Annotated in this window: 16 protein-coding genes and 1 pseudogene; 8 read left to right on the forward strand and 9 right to left on the reverse strand. The window is 63.1% G+C overall.

From position 1 onward, the window contains the following. Positions 1-514: 514 nt before the first annotated feature. Positions 515-778, reverse strand: coding sequence for a hypothetical protein (locus tag NY08_RS00280; RefSeq protein ID WP_045194223.1), 264 nt, complete (start codon positions 776-778; stop codon positions 515-517). 181 nt (positions 779-959) lie between these two features. Between NY08_RS00280 and NY08_RS00285 the strand changes: the two genes are divergently transcribed. Continuing rightward, a complete protein-coding gene (locus tag NY08_RS00285) occupies positions 960-1562 on the forward strand; it encodes a hypothetical protein (RefSeq protein WP_144407287.1) in 603 nt (200 codons plus the stop codon). Positions 1563-2060: 498 nt separating this feature from the next. Here NY08_RS00285 and NY08_RS00290 read toward each other — a convergent pair whose 3' ends face one another. The 7 genes and pseudogenes from NY08_RS00290 to NY08_RS00320 all read right to left on the reverse strand — a co-directional run bounded on the left by NY08_RS00290 (position 2061) and on the right by NY08_RS00320 (position 10832). Then, complete coding sequence (locus tag NY08_RS00290; RefSeq protein ID WP_045194227.1) at positions 2061-2882, reverse strand: ABC transporter permease; 822 nt, start codon at positions 2880-2882, stop codon at positions 2061-2063. Further along, positions 2882-3706, reverse strand: a complete 825-nt coding sequence (locus NY08_RS00295) for an ABC transporter permease (RefSeq protein WP_045194229.1) — start codon at positions 3704-3706, stop codon at positions 2882-2884. The genes NY08_RS00290 and NY08_RS00295 overlap by 1 nt, the downstream gene beginning before the upstream one ends. Further along, on the reverse strand, positions 3703-4467 hold the full coding sequence (locus NY08_RS00300) for an ABC transporter ATP-binding protein (RefSeq protein WP_045199442.1): 765 nt from the start codon (positions 4465-4467) through the stop codon (positions 3703-3705). The genes NY08_RS00295 and NY08_RS00300 overlap by 4 nt, the downstream gene beginning before the upstream one ends. 75 nt (positions 4468-4542) lie before the next feature. Continuing rightward, positions 4543-5532 (reverse strand): ABC transporter substrate-binding protein, encoded by a 990-nt coding sequence (locus NY08_RS00305; RefSeq protein WP_235387039.1) that lies wholly within the window; start codon positions 5530-5532, stop codon positions 4543-4545. Then, positions 5529-6992: an amidase gene (locus NY08_RS00310; RefSeq protein WP_235387041.1), complete on the reverse strand. Its 1464-nt coding sequence runs from the start codon at positions 6990-6992 to the stop codon at positions 5529-5531. Before NY08_RS00310 ends, NY08_RS00305 begins: the two co-directional genes overlap by 4 nt. Then, a pseudogene (locus tag NY08_RS26675) lies at positions 6938-8754 on the reverse strand (hydantoinase B/oxoprolinase family protein). The gene NY08_RS00310 and the pseudogene NY08_RS26675 overlap by 55 nt, the downstream one beginning before the upstream one ends. Beyond that, entirely contained in the window at positions 8751-10832 is a 2082-nt protein-coding gene (locus tag NY08_RS00320) for a hydantoinase/oxoprolinase family protein (protein WP_045194233.1), read from the reverse strand. The pseudogene NY08_RS26675 and the gene NY08_RS00320 overlap by 4 nt, the downstream one beginning before the upstream one ends. Before the next feature lie 313 nt (positions 10833-11145). Between NY08_RS00320 and NY08_RS00325 the strand changes: the two genes are divergently transcribed. The 6 genes from NY08_RS00325 (at position 11146) to NY08_RS00350 (ending at position 17186) form a co-directional block, all read left to right on the forward strand. Next, complete coding sequence (locus NY08_RS00325; protein WP_045194235.1) at positions 11146-11880, forward strand: FadR/GntR family transcriptional regulator; 735 nt, start codon at positions 11146-11148, stop codon at positions 11878-11880. Between the two features lie 131 nt (positions 11881-12011). Then, the gene (locus NY08_RS00330) at positions 12012-12575 is read left to right on the forward strand and encodes a MaoC family dehydratase (RefSeq protein WP_045194237.1); all 564 of its coding nucleotides are present in this window, start codon (positions 12012-12014) and stop codon (positions 12573-12575) included. Further along, positions 12572-13789, forward strand: a complete 1218-nt coding sequence (locus tag NY08_RS00335; RefSeq protein WP_045194239.1) for a CaiB/BaiF CoA transferase family protein — start codon at positions 12572-12574, stop codon at positions 13787-13789. Before NY08_RS00330 ends, NY08_RS00335 begins: the two co-directional genes overlap by 4 nt. After that, a complete protein-coding gene (locus NY08_RS00340) occupies positions 13786-15156 on the forward strand; it encodes an MmgE/PrpD family protein (protein ID WP_045194241.1) in 1371 nt (456 codons plus the stop codon). Before NY08_RS00335 ends, NY08_RS00340 begins: the two co-directional genes overlap by 4 nt. A gap of 39 nt (positions 15157-15195) precedes the next feature. Further along, entirely contained in the window at positions 15196-16359 is a 1164-nt protein-coding gene (locus NY08_RS00345) for an acyl-CoA dehydrogenase family protein (RefSeq protein WP_045194243.1), read from the forward strand. After that, the gene (locus tag NY08_RS00350) at positions 16356-17186 is read left to right on the forward strand and encodes an HpcH/HpaI aldolase/citrate lyase family protein (protein ID WP_045194245.1); all 831 of its coding nucleotides are present in this window, start codon (positions 16356-16358) and stop codon (positions 17184-17186) included. Before NY08_RS00345 ends, NY08_RS00350 begins: the two co-directional genes overlap by 4 nt. Before the next feature lie 65 nt (positions 17187-17251). Here the strand turns inward: NY08_RS00350 and NY08_RS00355 are convergent, their stop codons facing one another. Then, positions 17252-17944 carry an SDR family oxidoreductase gene (locus tag NY08_RS00355; RefSeq protein ID WP_235387045.1) on the reverse strand — a complete coding sequence of 231 codons (693 nt, stop codon included), beginning with the start codon at positions 17942-17944 and terminating at the stop codon, positions 17252-17254. Between the two features lie 90 nt (positions 17945-18034). Between NY08_RS00355 and NY08_RS00360 the strand changes: the two genes are divergently transcribed. Beyond that, positions 18035-18874 (forward strand): LysR family transcriptional regulator, encoded by an 840-nt coding sequence (locus NY08_RS00360; protein ID WP_045199444.1) that lies wholly within the window; start codon positions 18035-18037, stop codon positions 18872-18874. Positions 18875-18919 lie beyond the last annotated feature (45 nt).

Consider the following 18919-nt stretch of genomic DNA (forward strand, 5'->3'; position numbering starts at 1 on the left):
GTATGGCTGCAGAGGGTTTCATTAACGCTGTCCCATTCGGAGCGCACTCAACGGTGACCGGGCTCTTTAGCGTCAGTCAGAATCTCACTCTGAACTGGAGAAGCCTGCGAGTCTTTGCGTCCACGCGGCACCCTTTCGTCGCGGTCCAGTCCTTGAGCGGCGCTGGCGTCGCGAACTGCGAACCGCAAGCGCCCGGTAAACCGCCCAGCTTGCGTGGCCCCAACTGAGACTAGAAGCGGCTGATCCGACCCCGCGGTCATCGGCAGTCCCTGGGCGGCTACTTGGTCGACGCCCGATGACATCGCTTTGGCAGCGTGATGGGGGTCGAAAACTACGAGACGAACGAGAAGGCGCTGATGGGGTTGGCCATTTCGACGTTTTCAGTCTGGACATCCGGTCTATGGCTTTCTTGTCGCAATCGGTGAATGTTCCTCCGGACCGGATGTGCTCGCTGCCGAAGAGAGGCTCCGGAGATCAGCCCGATGGGATCCACGCTCGCCACTTACACCGGATTCTAATGCAGCGATGCGGTATCGACTGCGTCGGCGCGATCATCTACGTCCTTTCGATCTATGATTGCGCCGCGCAGAGACCGGGTGAAACGCGTTCTTAGCGGCGGTGCGAGGAAGCTCATGTTTGCCCCTGTCATCGCTGCTTGTTCGAGAGCGTAGATGTGGCCGTGGTCGCGGGCCATCGCACCGATCGCGTCGGCCGCGGTGTGATGACAAGCGATGGTGATGACGATGTCGGTGGCATCTGTCCTATGAACCTGAGCCATGCCCCTCGCAGCACAATGGAGTTCGGGCGGGGACCGAGGAGCAGGTGCCGTGATATAAGATCGGCGCTTGTCGGCAGATGACCGGGGTCAGTGGGGAGTTTCGATGAGCGCCGTCGTCCTCGCCACCAGATGATGTAGCTTGCGGTGGCGTGCAACCCTTCTTATCTGGAAGGATGAAATTGTGGCCAACCAAACGCTCGATATACAGATACTTAGCTGTGGCGGAATGACCGATCTGATGAGTGAGCAAGAGGCGACGTTCTTAAACAATTGTTTGCCTCTGTTTCGCAATGAGGTCAGTTTTGGACGGGCGACGCCTAGGGCGCGCACTAGTATGGTCAGGGCTTACAAACCTGACCACCTGCTCACTGCGGTCGGCGACCACTATGATCTACTCCATCTGATCGCCCACGCAGATCAAACGAGTCTGCAGGTGGGCAAGAATCACGTAGATGCGAGTACTCTATATGGGCTCGCATCTCAGGGGAAGAGATTTCCAAAAATTGTAGTCTCGACCGCTTGTAAATTTGACAGCGCGACTTGGCGAAAGACGCTTGCTGAGTTGGGGGTCGAAATTCTGATCGCGGCCAAGGCTGATGTGACTCCCGCTAATTTAGCGGCATTCGACATGGCGTTCTACTCTGCGCTCCTATGTCGGGTATATAAAGGAAAGTCTGATATCGAGCGCGCGATCTTGGCGTTCGAGCAGGCCGATTCGTACTATCGATCGATACACGCAATGGGCGCAACGTTTGCCAAGTTCTCGTGTACGCCTCTGCTCTAGCTCTATCCAGAGACGTTTCGGATATGGGCGATAGTGGGTTTCGGGTCATGCACGAAAAAAGACGGAGTAGTGAAGTCATAACGTAGAATTTTAGAATCGGGAGAGGACGTGGGTAGATACTGCGTCCCGGGTTTTGTCTGTTGTTGAGATTTTACAGGTCGATGCATACACTGGTAACGCCTAATTGAACTGTCGTTGACGGCTTCTTGTGGCTCGGTCGGATTTCGGTGTTCAAGTGAAAAGGTGGAACGGTGATTGCAGTTTTCCTCAGCCTTGGGATCCGATCGACCTGCCGGGGATTAGTCTACGAGATCTCGACAATCTCTTCAGTATCCGCGCTCGTGCCGATCTAACTATATCGGAGGCGAGCGTAGGATGTTCACTCGTCAGCCGGTTGCTGCTTAAAATTGTATCGTTAAGACTTGGTCATTCTTGGGTAGGAATGTAAAATGTACTTGATTGCGCTGCGCAGTTATTTAGCCTTTCGATTTTTAATGTTCACCGACCACCGTATTTCGAGTTGATGCGAGTTTCCAACCACTGCAGGGCGATGGTGGGCGGCAGTGCCATCACGAGGATCAATACAACCGTGCCCATGATGTTTTCCATCCGTACCAGGCTGACGTTGCGCAGAAGTTCGTATCCGATGCCGCTGGAGGACGAGAACATCTCGGCCAGAAGCAGACCCAGGAATGCCAGGCCGAACGTCATGCGCATTCCCGTCGCCAATGCCGGGAGCACTGCGGGGATGACTATCTGACGGATCAACCTGGGCCAGCTCACCTGCAATGATGCCGCCATCTTGAGGTGGATTCGTTGGACCGATGCGGTGGCCTCGATGGCGACGAGGAACATCGGGATGAAGGCGGCGTAGAAGGAGAAGCCGAATCGGCTCAGTGCACCGATCCCGAGGAAGGACAGAAAGATCGGGTACAGCACGATTTTCGGGATGCTGTTGATCGAGTAGACGATCGGGGCGATGGTTCGGGTCCAGAACGGACTCAGTCCCAGCGTCAGACCCAGCAGGGAACCCACGACGGTGCTGGCGAGGAACGCGAGCACGAGGATGCGGAGCGAATCACCGACGTTGGCTCGGAAGTCTGCCTTGCCCAGGTCGTCGGCGAGTGAGGCCATGGCCTCGGCGGGCGTCGGGAAGATGAGACTGTCGACGAGGACGGCCGCGACCCACCAGATCAGGACCGCGACGATGGCCACGACGACGGGAGGGAGGAACCGTCGGGCGTTGGTGCGGCCCGCGGACGATGTCACCTTCGGGGGAGTGGTGGGGACGGTGGCTACTCTGTCCAAGGTGCTGCTCATCAGCGGCGCCTCCAATCGAATCGGTTGAGCGCGAGCGAGATCAGCGAGGTCGAGAGCAGAGCGATCGCCGCCACGATGAGGATTCCGGCGTACATGTCGGCGATGTCGAACCCGTCGTAGGCGATCGAGATGAAGTGCCCGAGTCCTTGCGTCGAGAGGATGAACTCACTGGCCAACACCGAGATGACGGCGTACGAGAGCCCGAGTTTGAGTCCGGTCACGATGCTCGGAAGGGCATACGGAAGCAGCACCGATCGGAAGTACTGCCACCGCGTGAGCATCAGTGTGGTTCCGAGCTTGGTGACGATCGGCGATACCGAGTTGAAGCCGGTGCGTGCGTTCAACGCGACCACACCGAACGCGAAGATGGTGGACAGAATGGCGATCGGGGCGACGCCGGCACCGAACAGCACGACCATGATGGGGTAGAGCGCAAACGTCGGGACGGCATAGTAGACGTTGAGGTACGGCTGAAACGCCCTGTCCCACAACTCGTACCGCCACAGAACGTAGGCGGCAGCGACGCCGAGTACGGAACTCAGCACGAAGGCGAGGACGATGATCCCCAGCGTTCGGCCCAACTCGTCGATCAGGAAGTCCGGGTCGGTCAGCAGGCTCAGCGCCGTCGAGACCATGTCGGTCACCGGAACGATGTCGAGCGGTGAGGCGAAGAATCTGGCCGCGATGTCGATGGCCACCAGTGCCGCGACGAGAATCAGTACGGTCCATCCCCATGCCGGGAGACCGAGTTGGGTAGCGGGGGCAGGCCGGATGTATCCCGGAACTACGGAGGTGCGCGTGCTCTCGCGCGTGGGCGCACTCATGGTTCGATGCTCATCGTCTTCTTGGCCTCGTCGCGCAGACTGGACCAGATACGTTCGTGCAGAGCCGTCGCCGCCGGGCTCGCGAGAACGTCTTCGGAGCGTGGGCGGGGCAGGTCGATCTCCATCTCGTCGATGAAGCGTCCCGGCCGCGCGCTCATCACCAGAACGCGATGGGACAGCAGGACCGCTTCCTGGATGCTGTGGGTGATGAACAGGACTCCACACGTGAGCTTTTCGACGATTTTCAGGAGCTCGTACGACATCACGAGTCGCGTCTGCTCGTCGAGTGCGCCGAACGGCTCGTCCGCGAGAATGAGGTCGGGCTCCATGGACAGGCACCGCGCGATGGCAACACGCTGACGCATACCACCGGACAATTGGGTGGGGTAGTGGTCGCCGAACTTGCTCAGCCCCACGGTGTTCAGCAGCTCGTCGGCACGAGCTCGTCTCTCCCGCTTGCCGACACCCCGAACTTCGAGAGCGAACGCGACGTTGTCACGGACGGTCCGCCAGGGCAGCGTCGCCGATTCCTGGAAGATCACCGCAGTCTTGGACCGAGGGCCGGTCAGTGGTTGGCCGTCGACGTGCACGGTGCCGCCGTCGTGATCCTGAAGTCCGGCGAACACCTCGAGCAGAGTGGACTTGCCACAGCCACTGGGCCCGACGACGGAGACGAATTCGCCCCGGTCGATGGACAAGTCGATCTCCTGCAAGGCGGTGACCTCACCGAATCGTCGGGAGACCGAGGATGCAACGGCGATGGCGGAGGTGGTGTCGGGTCGGGGTCGAGTCGCTGCGTGAGTCACGTCGCTACCTTCTGGTGGGGGGATTTGATGTCAAGAGTCGCAGTCACCGGGCAAGTCGTCTGCGACCCCCTCGGCGAGGAATTCCGGGTCGAACAGGGTGCAGAAATCGGGTTCGCGATCGCTACCCGACGCTTCGACACCGTCCTGCGCGGACAGGACGGATGCGGGATCGAACCCGCCGCCCCACGTGCCGACCGAGGATGCACGCTTGACCACCGCGGTGGCCGATTCCACGTCGAACCCGGTGTAGTTCGCGTAGATCCGCGCGGCTGCGACGGGATCGGCCTCGATCGATGCCACCGCCTCGGTGTAGCCGGCGTTGATCGCGCGCACGACGCCGGGGTTGCTTGCGGCGTAGTCCTTGGTCGTGGTGATCGTCGACTGCAGGAACCGCGACATGTAGTCGGGACTACTGACGATCAGCTTGAAATCCTCGGGTCGCTGTTCGGCGACGATCGAGGGGACGAGGGCGATGTCGACGTTGCCGGCTTCGAGTAGTGCGAAGCCTTCACCGATTCCGCCGGAGGCAACCCGCTCGATCTGGCTCGGGTCGACGCCCGCGAGAGAGGGAATGAGGCGGGTGAGGGCGTCGGAGGCCGAGTTGGGGCGGGTGTAGGCCCACCGGCGGACGTCCTCGATGGAGTTGATGTTGGGGTTCGAGGCGAGCGCATAAAAATTCATCGGGTACGGCCCCTGAGTGCCACCGCCGACGATGCGCAGTTCGGAGCCGGCCGCGTCCGCCTGCACGATCGACGGGTAGCTGACCTCACCGATGGGGATGTTGCCGTCTAGCAGCGTGCGCATGGTCGCGCTGCCGCCCTTACCCGGCACGATGTTCTCCACGATCACACCGTGCTTCTCGAACAGTCCCTGCTTCTGCGCGACAAGCCAAGGGATGCTGTAGATTTCGGCCGCTGCCGAGACGGTGACGTCGATCGTGACCGGGTTGGCAGGGTCCGCGTCGGGGCCGGGATTCGATCCGCACGCCACCAGCGCGCCCGACAGCGCCGCAGCTGTCATGATCGAGGTGATTCGGCGTAAATGCATCTGCGTCCTCGCTTACTGATCGGCGTGACGATGCCGAAGTGGGAGTGTCGGCTGTCGCACGCCCACCCGTGGTGAGACGTACGTAACAGCTGGCTCCTAGCTAAACATAAGATGTTTAGGGCGTCAAGACGAGGTAAATCGAGACAAATAGCGAATAGGCTTTGCCGAATGTCGTTAAAGATCTGATGTATGCGGCGGTTTCGCTCGATGCCAGCTGGTCGTCGACTGATAGTGCTCGCCCAGGTCGAACAAGGCACCCTCACGGTGCGCCGCAGCGGTGAGTTGCGCTCCCACCGGCATGCCCGAGGCCGGGTGGAAGCCGACCGGCAGAGCCAGCGTCGGGCCGTCGTGCAACGACCACGGGTATGTGAACTGTCCCATCCGTCGCGAGAGAGCGACCACGTCGTCGCCTCCGTCCCTCGGGGAACATCGACCGGCATTGCCGGGGTCAGCACCACGTCCACTGCATCGAACGTGGCGGTCATCGCCCCGAGGAATCGTTCGCGGCCACCGAATGCACGGGCACGGTCGGACTCGGAGATGTTCAGCCCCAGCGCTATTCGCTCGTAGGTCGCGGGTTGGAAGCGGGAAGGCTCGGTGTCGAGCCGGTGCCGATGGCAGCGAGCGAGGTCGCTGTAGACGATCGTGTAGACGATGTCCTGAGCATCGGCTGCATGCCCCAGTTCGATGGGGACGATCTCGTACCCCAGGTCGGCGAACGTGCCCACGGCACGCGCGACGGTCTGCGCGACGCCGGGGTCCACGTCGGCGGTGAGGAACACGCTGGGCACCCCGATGCGTGTCACAGCCAGCGATTCGGACGGGCTGGAGGACAGGACGTCGAACAGAGCCCTGACCTCTACGACCGACCGCGCCATCGGGCCGACGGTGTCGAACTGCTCGCTCACCGGAAACACACCGTCGTTGCTGATCGATCCCCAACTCGGCCGCAGACCGGTGATTCCGCACGCCGCGGAGGGGAGGCGCACCGACCCGCCGGTGTCGGTGCCCAGGGACCCGTCGACCGATCCGGCGGCCACGGCAATCCCTGAGCCGCCACTCGATCCGCCGGGCACCCGAGTGCGATCCCAGGGGTTGAACGACGGCCCGGCGGCCGAGTTCTGCGAGGTGACGCCGACGGCGAACTCCGCCATGTTCAGTTTCGCGACCACCGACCCGCCTGCGTACCGCAGGCGGGTGACTACCTCGGCATCAGCGTCGGCGATGTTGCCTGCGAGGAACTCCGACGCGCAGCTGGTCTCGACACCGGCCACGTCGATGTTGTCCTTGACGCCGATGCGTAGGCCGGACAGGGGCCCCGGGGTGTCGTTCCGGTCGTTGATCCACCGCACGACACCGCCGAAGGTCCCGTCCTCGGTCAGGCCGCGCTCCCGGCGCGCAGCTCGGCCGTCGCGTCCTCGTCGACCGTCCACGAATCGGTGTTCACGACCACACCGTAGTCGCGTCGAGCATCGTCCTCGGTGAGGTACTCGTCCCAGACGTCGCTGAGCACCTGGAAGGGATCGCGCTCGAACGGGTTTCCGAAGCCACCGCCCGAGGGCAGCTTGATCTCCAGCGTCTCACCGGAACGAATCGTCTCCTGAGTCACTTTGGAGTACAACACTTCCTCGCGGTCGGTGCCGGCGTTCCTGGTGAACGAGCCGGACACACCGTCGTGGCCACCGAGCGCACCGGCCGGGGGATCCGATCGGTTGTCGGCCTCGGAACCGAGGAACGTATCGGTCTCCATCAACCACTTACGCACACTGCCGATACCGCCGCGCCACTTGCCCGGCGCTGGAGCTTCGTCGCGCAATTCGTAGCGCAACGCGCGCATGGCGTGATTGAGTTCGAGTTCCTCGATCGGGTTGTTGCGGGTGTTGGCCATCAGGGCATCGACGGCATCCATCCCGTCCTTGCCGTTGCGGCCGCCGTACGATCCCTCGTTGATCTCGATGTAGACCCAATAGGATTCGCCGTCCGGCGCGATGCCGGAGTAGGCGATGGCGCACAGCGCGGCGGACGACCCCGCGATGGCGTGATCCGGAAGCACCGGGGCCAGAGCCAGATTGATCGAGTCGAACACTCGGTTGACCTGAGAGAACCGCGCAAAGCACGACGCGGGGAAGTCCGGATTGAAGATCGTTCCCTCGGGGCATAGGCCTTGACGGGCCGGAAGCACCCGTCGTTCTGGGGAACGAACTCCTCGGTCAGGTCCTCGTCGAGCAGAATCGTCCGAATGGCCGAGACGGCCACCGGCAGAACCGAACCCTCGAAGGGGACGTTGAATGCGGTCGGCACCTGGCTGTTCGAGCCGGTGAGGTCGATGAGAATGTCCTCGCCCTCGACCTGCACCCGCACGGCCACCTTCAACGGCTCGCCGCGGTTCTTGCCATCGTCGTCGAGGTATCCGATGGGGGCGGTGTAGCTGCCGTCCGGAATCTCGCGAATCTTGTTGCGCAGCATGGACTCGGAGTAGTCCATCCACCGCTCACCCGCACTCATGACGGTATCGAGGCCGTACTTCTCGAGCAGTTCGGTGAATCGCTTCTCGCCGATGCGCGAGCAGGCGATCAACGCTTCGAGGTCGCCGCGGTTCTGCTCGGGGGTCCGGACGTTGTCGAGGATGTGCTGAATGAGGTAGTCGTTGCGGACTCCGGCCTCGTAGATCTTCATCGAGTCCATCAGCTTGCCCTCGGCCCAGACGTCGACGACGTCCATGCACAGGCCGGGGAAGTTGCCGCCGACATCGGACACGTGCCCGGTGCATCCGGCGAAGCCGATGTGTTCGCCCTGCCAGAAGATAGGGATGATCACGCCGTAATCGGGGGAGTGCGCCGCTCCGTGGTACGGATGGTTGTGCAGCACCACGTCACCGGGCTTGTACGTTCCGGCCAGGCGACGGTTGACGCCCTTGATGTACGCCGGGATCGAACCGCAGTGCATCGGAGTCGAATCCGACTCGCACAACTCGCGTCCGTTGATGTCGAAGATGCCCGCGCCGAGGTCCTCGGACTCGCGGATGAGCGAGGAGTACGCCATCCGGTAGAGCACCTGGGCCATCTCCTTGGCCATCGACTGCAGTGCTCCGCCGATGACGCGCAGTGTGATGGGGTCGACCTCGACGTCGTTCCAGGTTCGAGTGGACTCGCCCGCCAGTGACACTCCGGTGGTGGGCATCAGCGCCTTGCTCATGCGGGGTTCCTCTCGATGATGATGTGGCCGACGGCGTCGACGGTGGCGTGCTGATTCATGCCGATGATGGTGGTGGAATCGAACTGCTCGACGATCGCAGGGCCGTGAATCTCGTTGTTCGCCAGCAACAGCGACCGCTCGAAGACCGGAGTCTCCACCCACTGGGGCGCGGACGTGTCGTCCTGCCAGAACAGCGCCTGCGTGGTCGCCTTGATCGCAGCCGAGGAGTCGGCGGTGCCCACCTCGATGTCGGCGATCTGGACGTGGGGGACCGCGCCGACGCCGGTGACGCGCACGTTGATCAGCTGAACGGGCTTGTCGTCGAACCGCTGCGAGTAGGTGCGTCCGTGCACGTCGTGGAATGCCTCGGCGACGGTCTTGACCCACACGTCGTCGATCTCACCGTCCGGTGCGGCGACGCGCAATTCGTAACCCTGACCGACGTAGCGGCAGTCGACGCTGCGTTCGAGCGAAATGTTCTCCGCCGCAACACCGTCCTTCTCGAGCTGCGCGACGGCGAGCGCCGACAGGCGCTCGATCTGCTCCTGCAGCAGTTCGATGTTCGGATCGGCGGACGACGTCCACACCGTCGTCGGCTCCTCGTAGCGGATGTCGGTGGTGAGCAGGCCCACGGCGGAGGTGATGCCGGGGTGACCGGGCACTATCACGCGAGGAATGCCGAGCTGGTCCGCGATCTGCCAGGCGAACAGCGGACCGGCCCCACCTTCGGCGATCAGTGAGAAATCGCGCGGGTCATAGCCTTTGCGCACCGAGTGCAGGCTGATGGCCTCGGTCATAGAATGGGCGAGGATCTTGAAGATGCCCATCGCGGCGTCGTCGAGCGGGGTGTCGAGCTTGTCGGCGATATGGGTCTGAATGGCTTCGCGCGCCAATTCCGGCTGTACTTCCATTGTTCCGGACAGGAAGCTCTTCTCGCGTAGCCATCCCATCATCACCATGGCGTCGGTGGATGTCGGTTCGGTGCCGCCGTGTCCGTAACAGGCCGGGCCGGGAATGGCTCCCGCACTGCGTGGTCCGACGCGGAACATGCCGCCGTCGTCGACCACGGCGATGGATCCGCCTCCGGCACCGATGGTGTCGACCTCGGCCATCGGCACCATCGCGTGGTAGTCACCGATTCGGGTGTCGAGGAGATGCTTCATGCGTAGCGCGCCGTCCGGTGCCACTCCGACGTCCGCGGAGGTTCCGCCGACGTCGAGGGTGATGACACTGGGGTATCCGGACGCCCTACCGATGGCGCAACCACCGAGCAGTCCGGCGACCACGCCACTGGTGAGCAGCGAGACCGGGATTTCGCTGGCGCTGCGCGACGTGACGAGTCCGCCGGCGGAGGTCATGAGGTGGACGTCCTCCCCGACCTGTGCCGCCTTCGCCTTGCCGGCCAGATTCTCGATGTACTTCGAGGTCTTCGGTCCGATGAAGGCGTTCAGTGCTGCGGTCGAAAAGCGTTCGTACTCGCGATATTGCGGCGCGACCTCGCTGGAGAGGGAGATGAAGACGCCGGGGAACTCCTCCTCGATGATGGCTCGGACGCGCTGCTCGTGCGTGGGGTTGCGGTACGCGTGCAGGAACGCGACGGCGATGGCCTGCACACCGCGCTCACGCAGCAGTCGAACCTGTTCGCGCACAGCATCGTCGTCGAGCGGGGTCAGGACATTGCCTGCGGCGTCGATGCGTTCCGGGACCACACGACGGTTGCGACGCGGAACCAGCTGCCATTTCTGCCACGGAAGATCCTGGTAGTTCGAGTAATTGAGGGGACGCTTCTTGCGCGCGATGTGCAGCAGGTCGCGGAAACCCTCGGTGGTGATCATGCCGACGTCGCAGCCGTTGTGCTCGAGCACGATGTTGGTGGCCACGGTGGTGCCGTGGAAGAACATGTCGATCTCGGACGGGTCGATCCCGGCCCGTTCGGCGAGGACTTTGATTCCGTCCATCGTGCCGATCGAGGGGTCGTGGTTGGTGGACGGGGTCTTGTGGACGACGACCGTGCCGTCGTCGTCCCACAGGACGAGGTCGGTGAACGTGCCGCCGACGTCGACTCCAATGCGTTTCATGCTGCGTCCGTTCTGTCGGTGCCCGAGTGGAGTGGGAAGGCGTGCTCCGCCTGTCCTACGAAGTCGTTGTGGTCACGTCTGAGGTGACATGAGTCATAGTGCTGATGATCGACCGGAAAAGCAATACCTCTGATGTATCGGGTCGGCTTTGTCTGAATATCCGGTCTGTTGCGCGTCGATACGGTCGGTTCCCTGCTAAAAAGCGGATGTATCGAGGGTTGAGATCTCTGTATCTCAGAGCATCGGCCAGGCTAAGCTCGAGCCGACCGGTACCCACTGGTCAGGAACAGTCGACCAACAGCAGGGGGAAGACGTGGCCCAATCGGCTCCGCTCAAGGCCACCGCCAAGAGCGTCCCCGCGTATGCGGTCCTCGCCGGCCATCTGCGCAGCCGCATTCTGTCCGGTGAGCTGCAACCAGGGGAACGACTCCCCGGCGAGGCCGAGCTCACTGCCGAATTCGGCGTCGGGCGCAGCACCATCCGTGAAGCCCTTCGCTCCCTGGCCAGCCAGAATCTGATCGAGACCACCAGGGGAGTGACCGGGGGAAGCTTCGTCGCTGTCCCCAGTGTCGGACACATCAGCGAGCACCTGGAAACCGGTGTGGCGCTGATGGCCGCCGCCGAGACCGTCACCGTCGATCAGCTCATGGAAGTGCGCAACCTCATGGAGGTGCCCGCAGCCGGCATCGCCGCGTTCCGCCGCACCGACGAGCATCTCGAGCAGCTCAACGCGACGATCTTCGACCCCAACGACGTGCAGGGACCCGAGACCTTCGCGAAGAACCAAGAATTCCACCTCGTCTTGCTTCGCGCAGCCCACAACCCGCTGCTCGAGCTCATCACCGCTCCCGTCTTCCGTGTCCTGTCCGGCCGATTCGGTCGCGATCACGCACCCGAGGGCTTCTGGCAGTGCGTCGACAGCGATCACCGGGGACTGCTCGACGTGGTCGAAGCCGGTGATTCGATGGCGGCCATGGACCTGATGCGTAAGCACCTCGGCCACCTCGGTGACTCGTACCGACAGATGGACCGACTCCGAAACCCATAAACATCTGCTCTTTATCGAGTCGATTCAGGTGATGTCTGCCGATTACCGGTTTCCGCGAACCCTTGACGCCGTAAACATCTGATGTTTATGGTCTAGGTAAGGCACTCGCCAAACCGACACGAGGAGACACGGTGGCAATCCATCCGGCCGTTCTGGGGCGCTTCTTCGACGACTACACCGTGGGGGACGTCTACCAGCACCCCTTCGGACGGACGATCTCGGAGACCGACAACACCTGGGTGACGCTGCTGTCGCTCAACACGAACCAGAACCACTTCAACGCGCATCTGGCATCACAGAACCCGATCACCGATGGGAAGGTCATCGTCAACTCGGGCCTGACCGTGTCTGTGGTACTGGGTCTTTCGGTGATCGACATGAGTCAGAACGCGATCTCGAACCTCGCCTTCACCGACATCAAGATGTCCCACCCGGTCTACGCCGGCGACACCCTGTACGCCGAGAGCATCTGCACGGGGCTGCGCAAGTCCAAGTCTCGGCCCTACGCCGGCATCGTCTCGATGATCACCCGAGGCCTCAATCAAGATGGTGCCGAGGTCATTTCGTGGAAGCGCTCGGTCATGGTCGCCACCCGCGACAGTGGCATCGGGCAGAACTACTTCCCCGAAGCACAGAACGGCCCGCTCGAACTCCCGGCGGACATCGAACTACAGGCGAAGGATTCAGACGCATGAGGCCACTGGAAGACGTCCGCATCATCTCCCTCGAGCAGTACGGTGCCGGCCCGTTCGGCAGCCTGCATCTGGCCGACCTCGGCGCGGATGTCATCAAGATCGAGGACCCCAGTGTGGGCGGCGACGTCGGCCGCTACGTCCCTCCGTACAACGAGGGCGAGGACTCGCTGTTCTTCGAGAGCTTCAATCGCAACAAACGATCTCTCTCGCTCGATCTTTCGACCCCGAGCGGGCGAGCGGTGTTCGAAGACCTCGTCCGCACCAGCGACGCTGTGTACTCCAACTTGCGCGGTGATGTGCCCGAGAAGATCGGCATCACCTACGACCAGCTCAAGCATCTCAACCCCGCGATCGTGTGCTGCAGCCTCACCGGCTTCGGCATGACCGGCCCGCGCGCGAAAGAGCCTGGCTACGACTACATCCTGCAAGGACTCGCCGGTTGGATGAGCGTCACCGGCGACCCCGACGGCCCGCCCACCAAATCCGGCCTGTCGCTGGTCGACTACTCCGGTGGTTTCGTCGCCGCCATTTCACTGCTATCGGGATTGCACGCTGCCCGACGCGACGGCATCGGTGGTGACTGCGACGTCTCGCTGTACGACACTGCGATGTCGCTGCTCACGTATCCCGCGACGTGGCATCTCAACGCCGGCTTCGAGCCAATCCGCACGAAGAATTCCGCTCACCCGTCCTTGGTGCCGTTCCAGGCCTTCGAGGCAACGGACGGATGGCTCATCGTCGGCTGCGCCAAAGAGAAGTTCTGGGACAGGCTCGTCGTGGCCATCGATCGCCCGGACCTCGGTGCCGATCCGCGGTTCACCAACTTCTCGTTGCGTGGCAAGAACCAGGACGTGCTCCTGCCGATCCTGGAAGAGGTGTTCGCCACGAACACCGTCGAGCACTGGCTCTCGAAGCTCGGCCCGGCCGGGGTGCCTACCGGGCCGATCAACGACGTCGAGCACGCACTGACCGAACCCCACACGCTCGCACGCAATCTCGTCGTCGAGACCGAGCATCCGGTGTACGACACGGTGCGTCAGGTCGCGTCCCCGGTGAACTTCGGTTCCGAGGCCAAGCAGTACCGCCGAGCGCCGCAGCGCAACGAGCATTTCGACGACATCGTGCGCGATCAGTTGGGCTACGACGACGAACGCGTCGCGAAACTGAAGGCGGAGGGAGCCTTCGGAACGGCGAAAGACGAGGTGCGGGCGTGAGCTCGACCGTCCTGGCGGAGTGGGCGTCGGCTGTCACCGTTGCCGACCTGTCCGAGGACGTCCGGCACGCCGCCGCGCGTCACCTGCTCGACGGCGTCGGCAATGCCATTGCAGCGCAACGGTTGGGCTACGGCCGGGCCGGTTGGACGGTGGCCGATGCTCTCGGCGGGCCGCCGGAAGCCCGTCCGCTCACCGGTGCACGCGGGTTGTCGGCACCGGCGGCAGCGTTCGCGACCGGAGTGATGGTGCACGCCCTGGACTTCGACGACACGCACGCGGGCGCTCTGGTCCATGCGACGGCCGTCTCTCTTCCCGCGGCCTTCGCCGTGGGGCAGCAGGTGTCGGCCTCGGGAGCCGACGTGCTGACTGCCGCCGCGCTGGGCCTGGAAACCGCCTGTCGTCTCGGTGAAGTCAGTCCACACGGATTTCATGCCCGGGGAGTGCACGCCACGGCAGCGGTGGGTCCGTTGACGGCCGCACTCGTTGCCGGTCACCTCTCGAAGTTCGACACCGAGACGTTAGTCAATGCCCTGGGGATCGCCGGGTCGTCGAGTTCGGGACTGCTCGAGTTCCTCGATACCGATGCCGACACCAAGGCTCTGCATCCGGGATCGGCGAGCATGAACGGTGTTCTGGCCGCGCGACTCGCCGCCGCCGGTGCAACCGGGCCCTCGTCGGTTCTGGAAGGTCGACGCGGAATCTACGCTGCGTTGACCGACCGGCCGACGAATTTCGCGGCACTGACCGAGGGGCTCGGCTCGCGATGGGAAGCGACTCGAATCGGCATCAAGCCGTACCCGAGTTGCCAGCTGATGCACGTCACACTCGATGCAGTGTCGAAGGCGCTCGGGGACAGTGCGGTTCAAGCAAGCGACGTGGCCGACATCGAGGTGTTCGTCCATCCCGATTCGAGCCCGTTCGTTTGTGGACCGAACACCGGCGTCGCCTCACCGCGTAGTACCTACGACGGCAAGTTCGACCTGCCGTGGAGTGTGGCGGCGTTGCTGCACGACGGAGCCATCACCGTCTCGACCTACACCGACGACTCCATCGCACGTGGCGACGTCCTCATCACCGCCCGCAAGGTGCGGGTGACTAACCTCGCGTCCGAGGTTCCCGCAGCCGCCGCGTCGGGCAGGGCGGTTCTCACGCTCACCGACGGACGAGTGCTCGACGCCTCCGTCGGCGGCAGTCAGGGATCCGCCGGTTTCCCGCTGAGCGACGACCGTCTGCTGGAGAAGTTTCTCGCCAACTGTGGCAACGACTCTCGTGCCACCGAGCTCTCCGACCGCATTGTCGGATTGGTCGACGAAACCGACTTGACCGCCATCCTCGACCTCGCCGCAGCCATCGCGCCGGCACCGTGACACTTCGATCGACGACACCCCAATCGACAGGACATCATCATGGACTTCACGTACGATGAGCAGCAGACGGCCTTCCGCAAAGCATTGCGCACCTTCGTCGACAAGGAAATCATCCCGGTCGCTAACGAGTGGGAGAAGACGGGCCGATACCCCACCGAGATCGTCGAGCACATGAAGGCCATGGGCCTGTTCGGCATCACGACACCGGAGGAGTACGGCGGCCTCGACCTCGACAAGGTCTCGTTCACTTTGGTGTACGAGGAGCTCGCCCGGGGATGGATGGGTGTCGCCGGAATTCTCGGCAGCCACAACCTCTCGTGCTGGATGATCGGCAAGCACGGTACCGACGAGCAGAAGAAGACACTGCTGCCCAAGCTTGCGACCGGTGAATGGCGTACGGGAGTCGGCCTGACCGAGCCCGGTGCCGGAACCGACCTGCAGGGCATCAAGACCACCGCCAAGCGCGACGGCGACCACTACGTCGTCAACGGTGCGAAGACCTGGATCACCAATGCCCGACACGCGAATGTGCTTCCGGTACTGGTCAAGACCGACACCACAACGACGCCTGCACACAAGGGCATGTCGCTGCTACTGATCGACACCACGACCGACGGGTTCGAGGTCCAGCGCGACATGGGCAAGCTCGGCTACAAGGGAACCGAATCGTGTGAGATCACGTTCACCGACGTACGGGTCCCCGTCGACGCAGTGCTCGGTGGCGTCGAGGGCCGCGGTCTGCAGCAGGCACTGTCGGGTCTCGAGATCGGTCGTCTCAACATTGCCGGACGCAGCGTCGGAATCGCTCAGGCTGCGTACGACGCTGCCCTCGAATACGCGAAGCAGCGCACCGCATTCGGTCAGCCCATCGCCGAGTTCCAGGCGATCCAGCTCAAGATCGCGGACGTAGCGACCCAGCTGCAGGCTGCACGTCTGATGACGTACTGGGCTGCATCGCAGGCAGATTCGGGTAAGCGAGTGGACATGGAAGCGGGCATGGCGAAGTACTTCGCCTCCGAAGCAGCCATCACCGCCAGCCTCGAAGCCATGCGTATTCACGGTGGCTACGGCTACTCCACCGAGTTCGTCGTCGAGCGCCTCTACCGGGACGCCCCTCTGATGGCTATCGGTGAGGGCACCAACGACATCATGCGTACCGTCATCGCGAAGTCCCTCGTCGCGGGTACAGGAGTGATCGGGTGAGGTCAGCTCTGACGTACCTCTACGTTCCCGGGGACGTGCCGGAACGCTTCGACAAGGCACTGGCATCGGGCACCGACGCAGTGGTGCTCGATCTCGAGGACGCAGTCACCGCAGCGAACAAGGATCATGCCCGTGCGACGGTGGCCGAGTGGGTCGCGTCCTGCGATCCTGGTGACGTGCAGATCTGGGTGCGTGTGAACCCAGAGCTGTTGCAGGAGGACGACATTCGCGCGGTGCTGCACCCGAACCTGACCGGTATCTGGCTGCCGAAGGTGTCTTCTGCTCGCGAGATCGAGCAAGCTGACGCTCTACTGAGTGGCAGTAGCGCGGTGGTCTCGCCCCTCATCGAGACGGCCGCCGGAGTGTTCGCCGCACTCGAGATCGCTCGCGCACCTCGGGTCAAGTTTCTTCAGATCGGGGAAGTGGACCTGGCTGCCGATCTGGGCGTCGACGGCTCCGCGGAGTCACTGTCGTTCGTCCGGGCTCAGGTGGTGGCAGCCAGCGTGGCGGCTGGAATCGATCCGCCGCCGGCCGCGGTGTCGCGAAACTTCCGCGACGCCGATGCCTTCGAGGCCGATACTCGAACGCTGGCCGGTCTCGGTTTTGTCGGTCGTGCGTGTATTCATCCGGCTCAACTTGCCCCTGTCCGAACGGTATTCGTGCCGTCGGAGACCGAGGTCCGCGAGGCCGAGGAACTGTTGTCCGACCTGGATCGGGCTACCTCGGGCGTGGCCGTCGACAGCAAGGGATTCCTGATCGACGAGGCCGTGGCTCGAACCGCTCGTCGAGTGGTGGAGCGGGGTGCGCGGGAGTCGATCAGCACCTGACGTCAGCCGAGTCTCGCAGCGCCGAGTCGGCCACTCGATGCCTGGCCTCGGGTAATCGGCCGTGTTCACCAGGCCACGGATCCTGCGTCGTCGAAGAATCCGCCCCGCGGGCCGTCGTCGGGCAGGGTGGCGAGCTTCATCGCGATGCGCGCACCCTCCTCCGGCGTGCGTGTGGATGCAAATCCGGTGAAATCCGTTGCCACATAGCCCGGGCAGCATGCGTTCACGATCACCGCAGTGTCCACGAGCTGTCTCGCGTACTGCACGGTCATCGCGTTCACCATGGTCTTGGATGGAGCATATGCCGCCATTATCGGGCCGGTCTGTAGCGCGAGCGAGCCCATATTGCTCGAGACGTTGACAATGCGTGGCGATGCGGATCGAAGAAGCGCCGGGAGTAGTGCGTTCGTCACTCTGATGACCCCGAATACGTTGGTATCGAGGGTAGTCCGCAGTACGTCGATATCCAGCGTCGTCGGATTCTGCTGGTCGCCGCCGGAAATGCCTGCGTTGTTCACCAGTATGTCGAGGTCGTGGATCGAGTCGGCGGCGGCCGCAACGCTGTCGTCGGAGGTGACATCGAGGGGGACTCCGAACGCGTCGATGCCCTCAGCGCGAAGCTTGTCGACCGCGTCCTGGCGTCGTGCATCGTTGCGGGCCCCGACTCCTACTCTGATTCCCTGCATTCCGAGTCCGTGCGCGATGGCAAAGCCGATCCCTTTGTTGGCGCCGGTGATCAGCGCGGTCTTCGTTGTCATGCAGTCCATGGTCGGCGTCTGGCGCAGGTGCGTCCAATACCGATCGACCAACCAGTGATACTCAACGGGTATCACAACTATGCTGTCGGAGTGGACGATCTCGAAACGCGCGAACTCCGGTACTTCGTTGCCGTTGCCGAGGAGCTGCACTTCGGACGCGCTGCGCAGCGCTTGGGGATTGCCCAGCCACCGCTCTCGCGGGCGATCAGCAGGATGGAGCGCCGACTCGGCGTCGCCCTCCTGGATCGGAATCGTCGCGGAGTCGCACTCACTGCTGCCGGTTCCGTGCTCCTAAGGGACGCTGCGACTGCGCTCGACGCCGTCGCAGCAGCAGCGCAGCGAGCGCGAAGCGCTGGGAACGTCATCAAACTGGTGACCAAAGCCGGTGCGTCCCACGAGCTTTTACGACGCGTGCTCGACGCGCACCCCACGAAGGTGGACATCGTATTGTGCGAAGTCGGTGAGCAGGCCGAATATCTCCGCCGCGGTGACGCCGACGTGGCGTTGATGCATCGCCCCGTCGATGACCTCGTCGGGTTCGACTTCGAGGACCTCCTCACCGAGGGGCAGGTCGCGATCGTTCCGCGTGATCACCCCTTGGCCTCCAAAAGTGAAGTGGCCATGGATGATATCCGCGATGTGCCGGACCTACCGATGGCCCGATGGCCGCAGCTCGACGGGACCTATCCGGAGGGACCCGGGCCTGAGGTGCGCGCTCAATCGCAGATCGCCCAACTGGTCGCGCTGGGTCAGGCGCTGCTGGTGATCCCAGCGTCGAGTCGCGCGTGGCAGTGGCCCGACCATGTGGCCGTACCTGTGGCCGATGCGCCGATGATCACGACGGTTATCGCGTGGCCGGCCGGAGTCCGATCGCCCGAGGTATCGGCATTGGTCCGGTCGGCTGTCAGTGCATCTTTGATGACGAACTGAATCCGTCGGCGGTGCCGAAACGCCAACTGCCGTCGTACTGACCGA

The sequence above is a fragment of the Rhodococcus sp. B7740 genome, assembly GCF_000954115.1.
GTDB lineage: Bacteria > Actinomycetota > Actinomycetes > Mycobacteriales > Mycobacteriaceae > Rhodococcoides.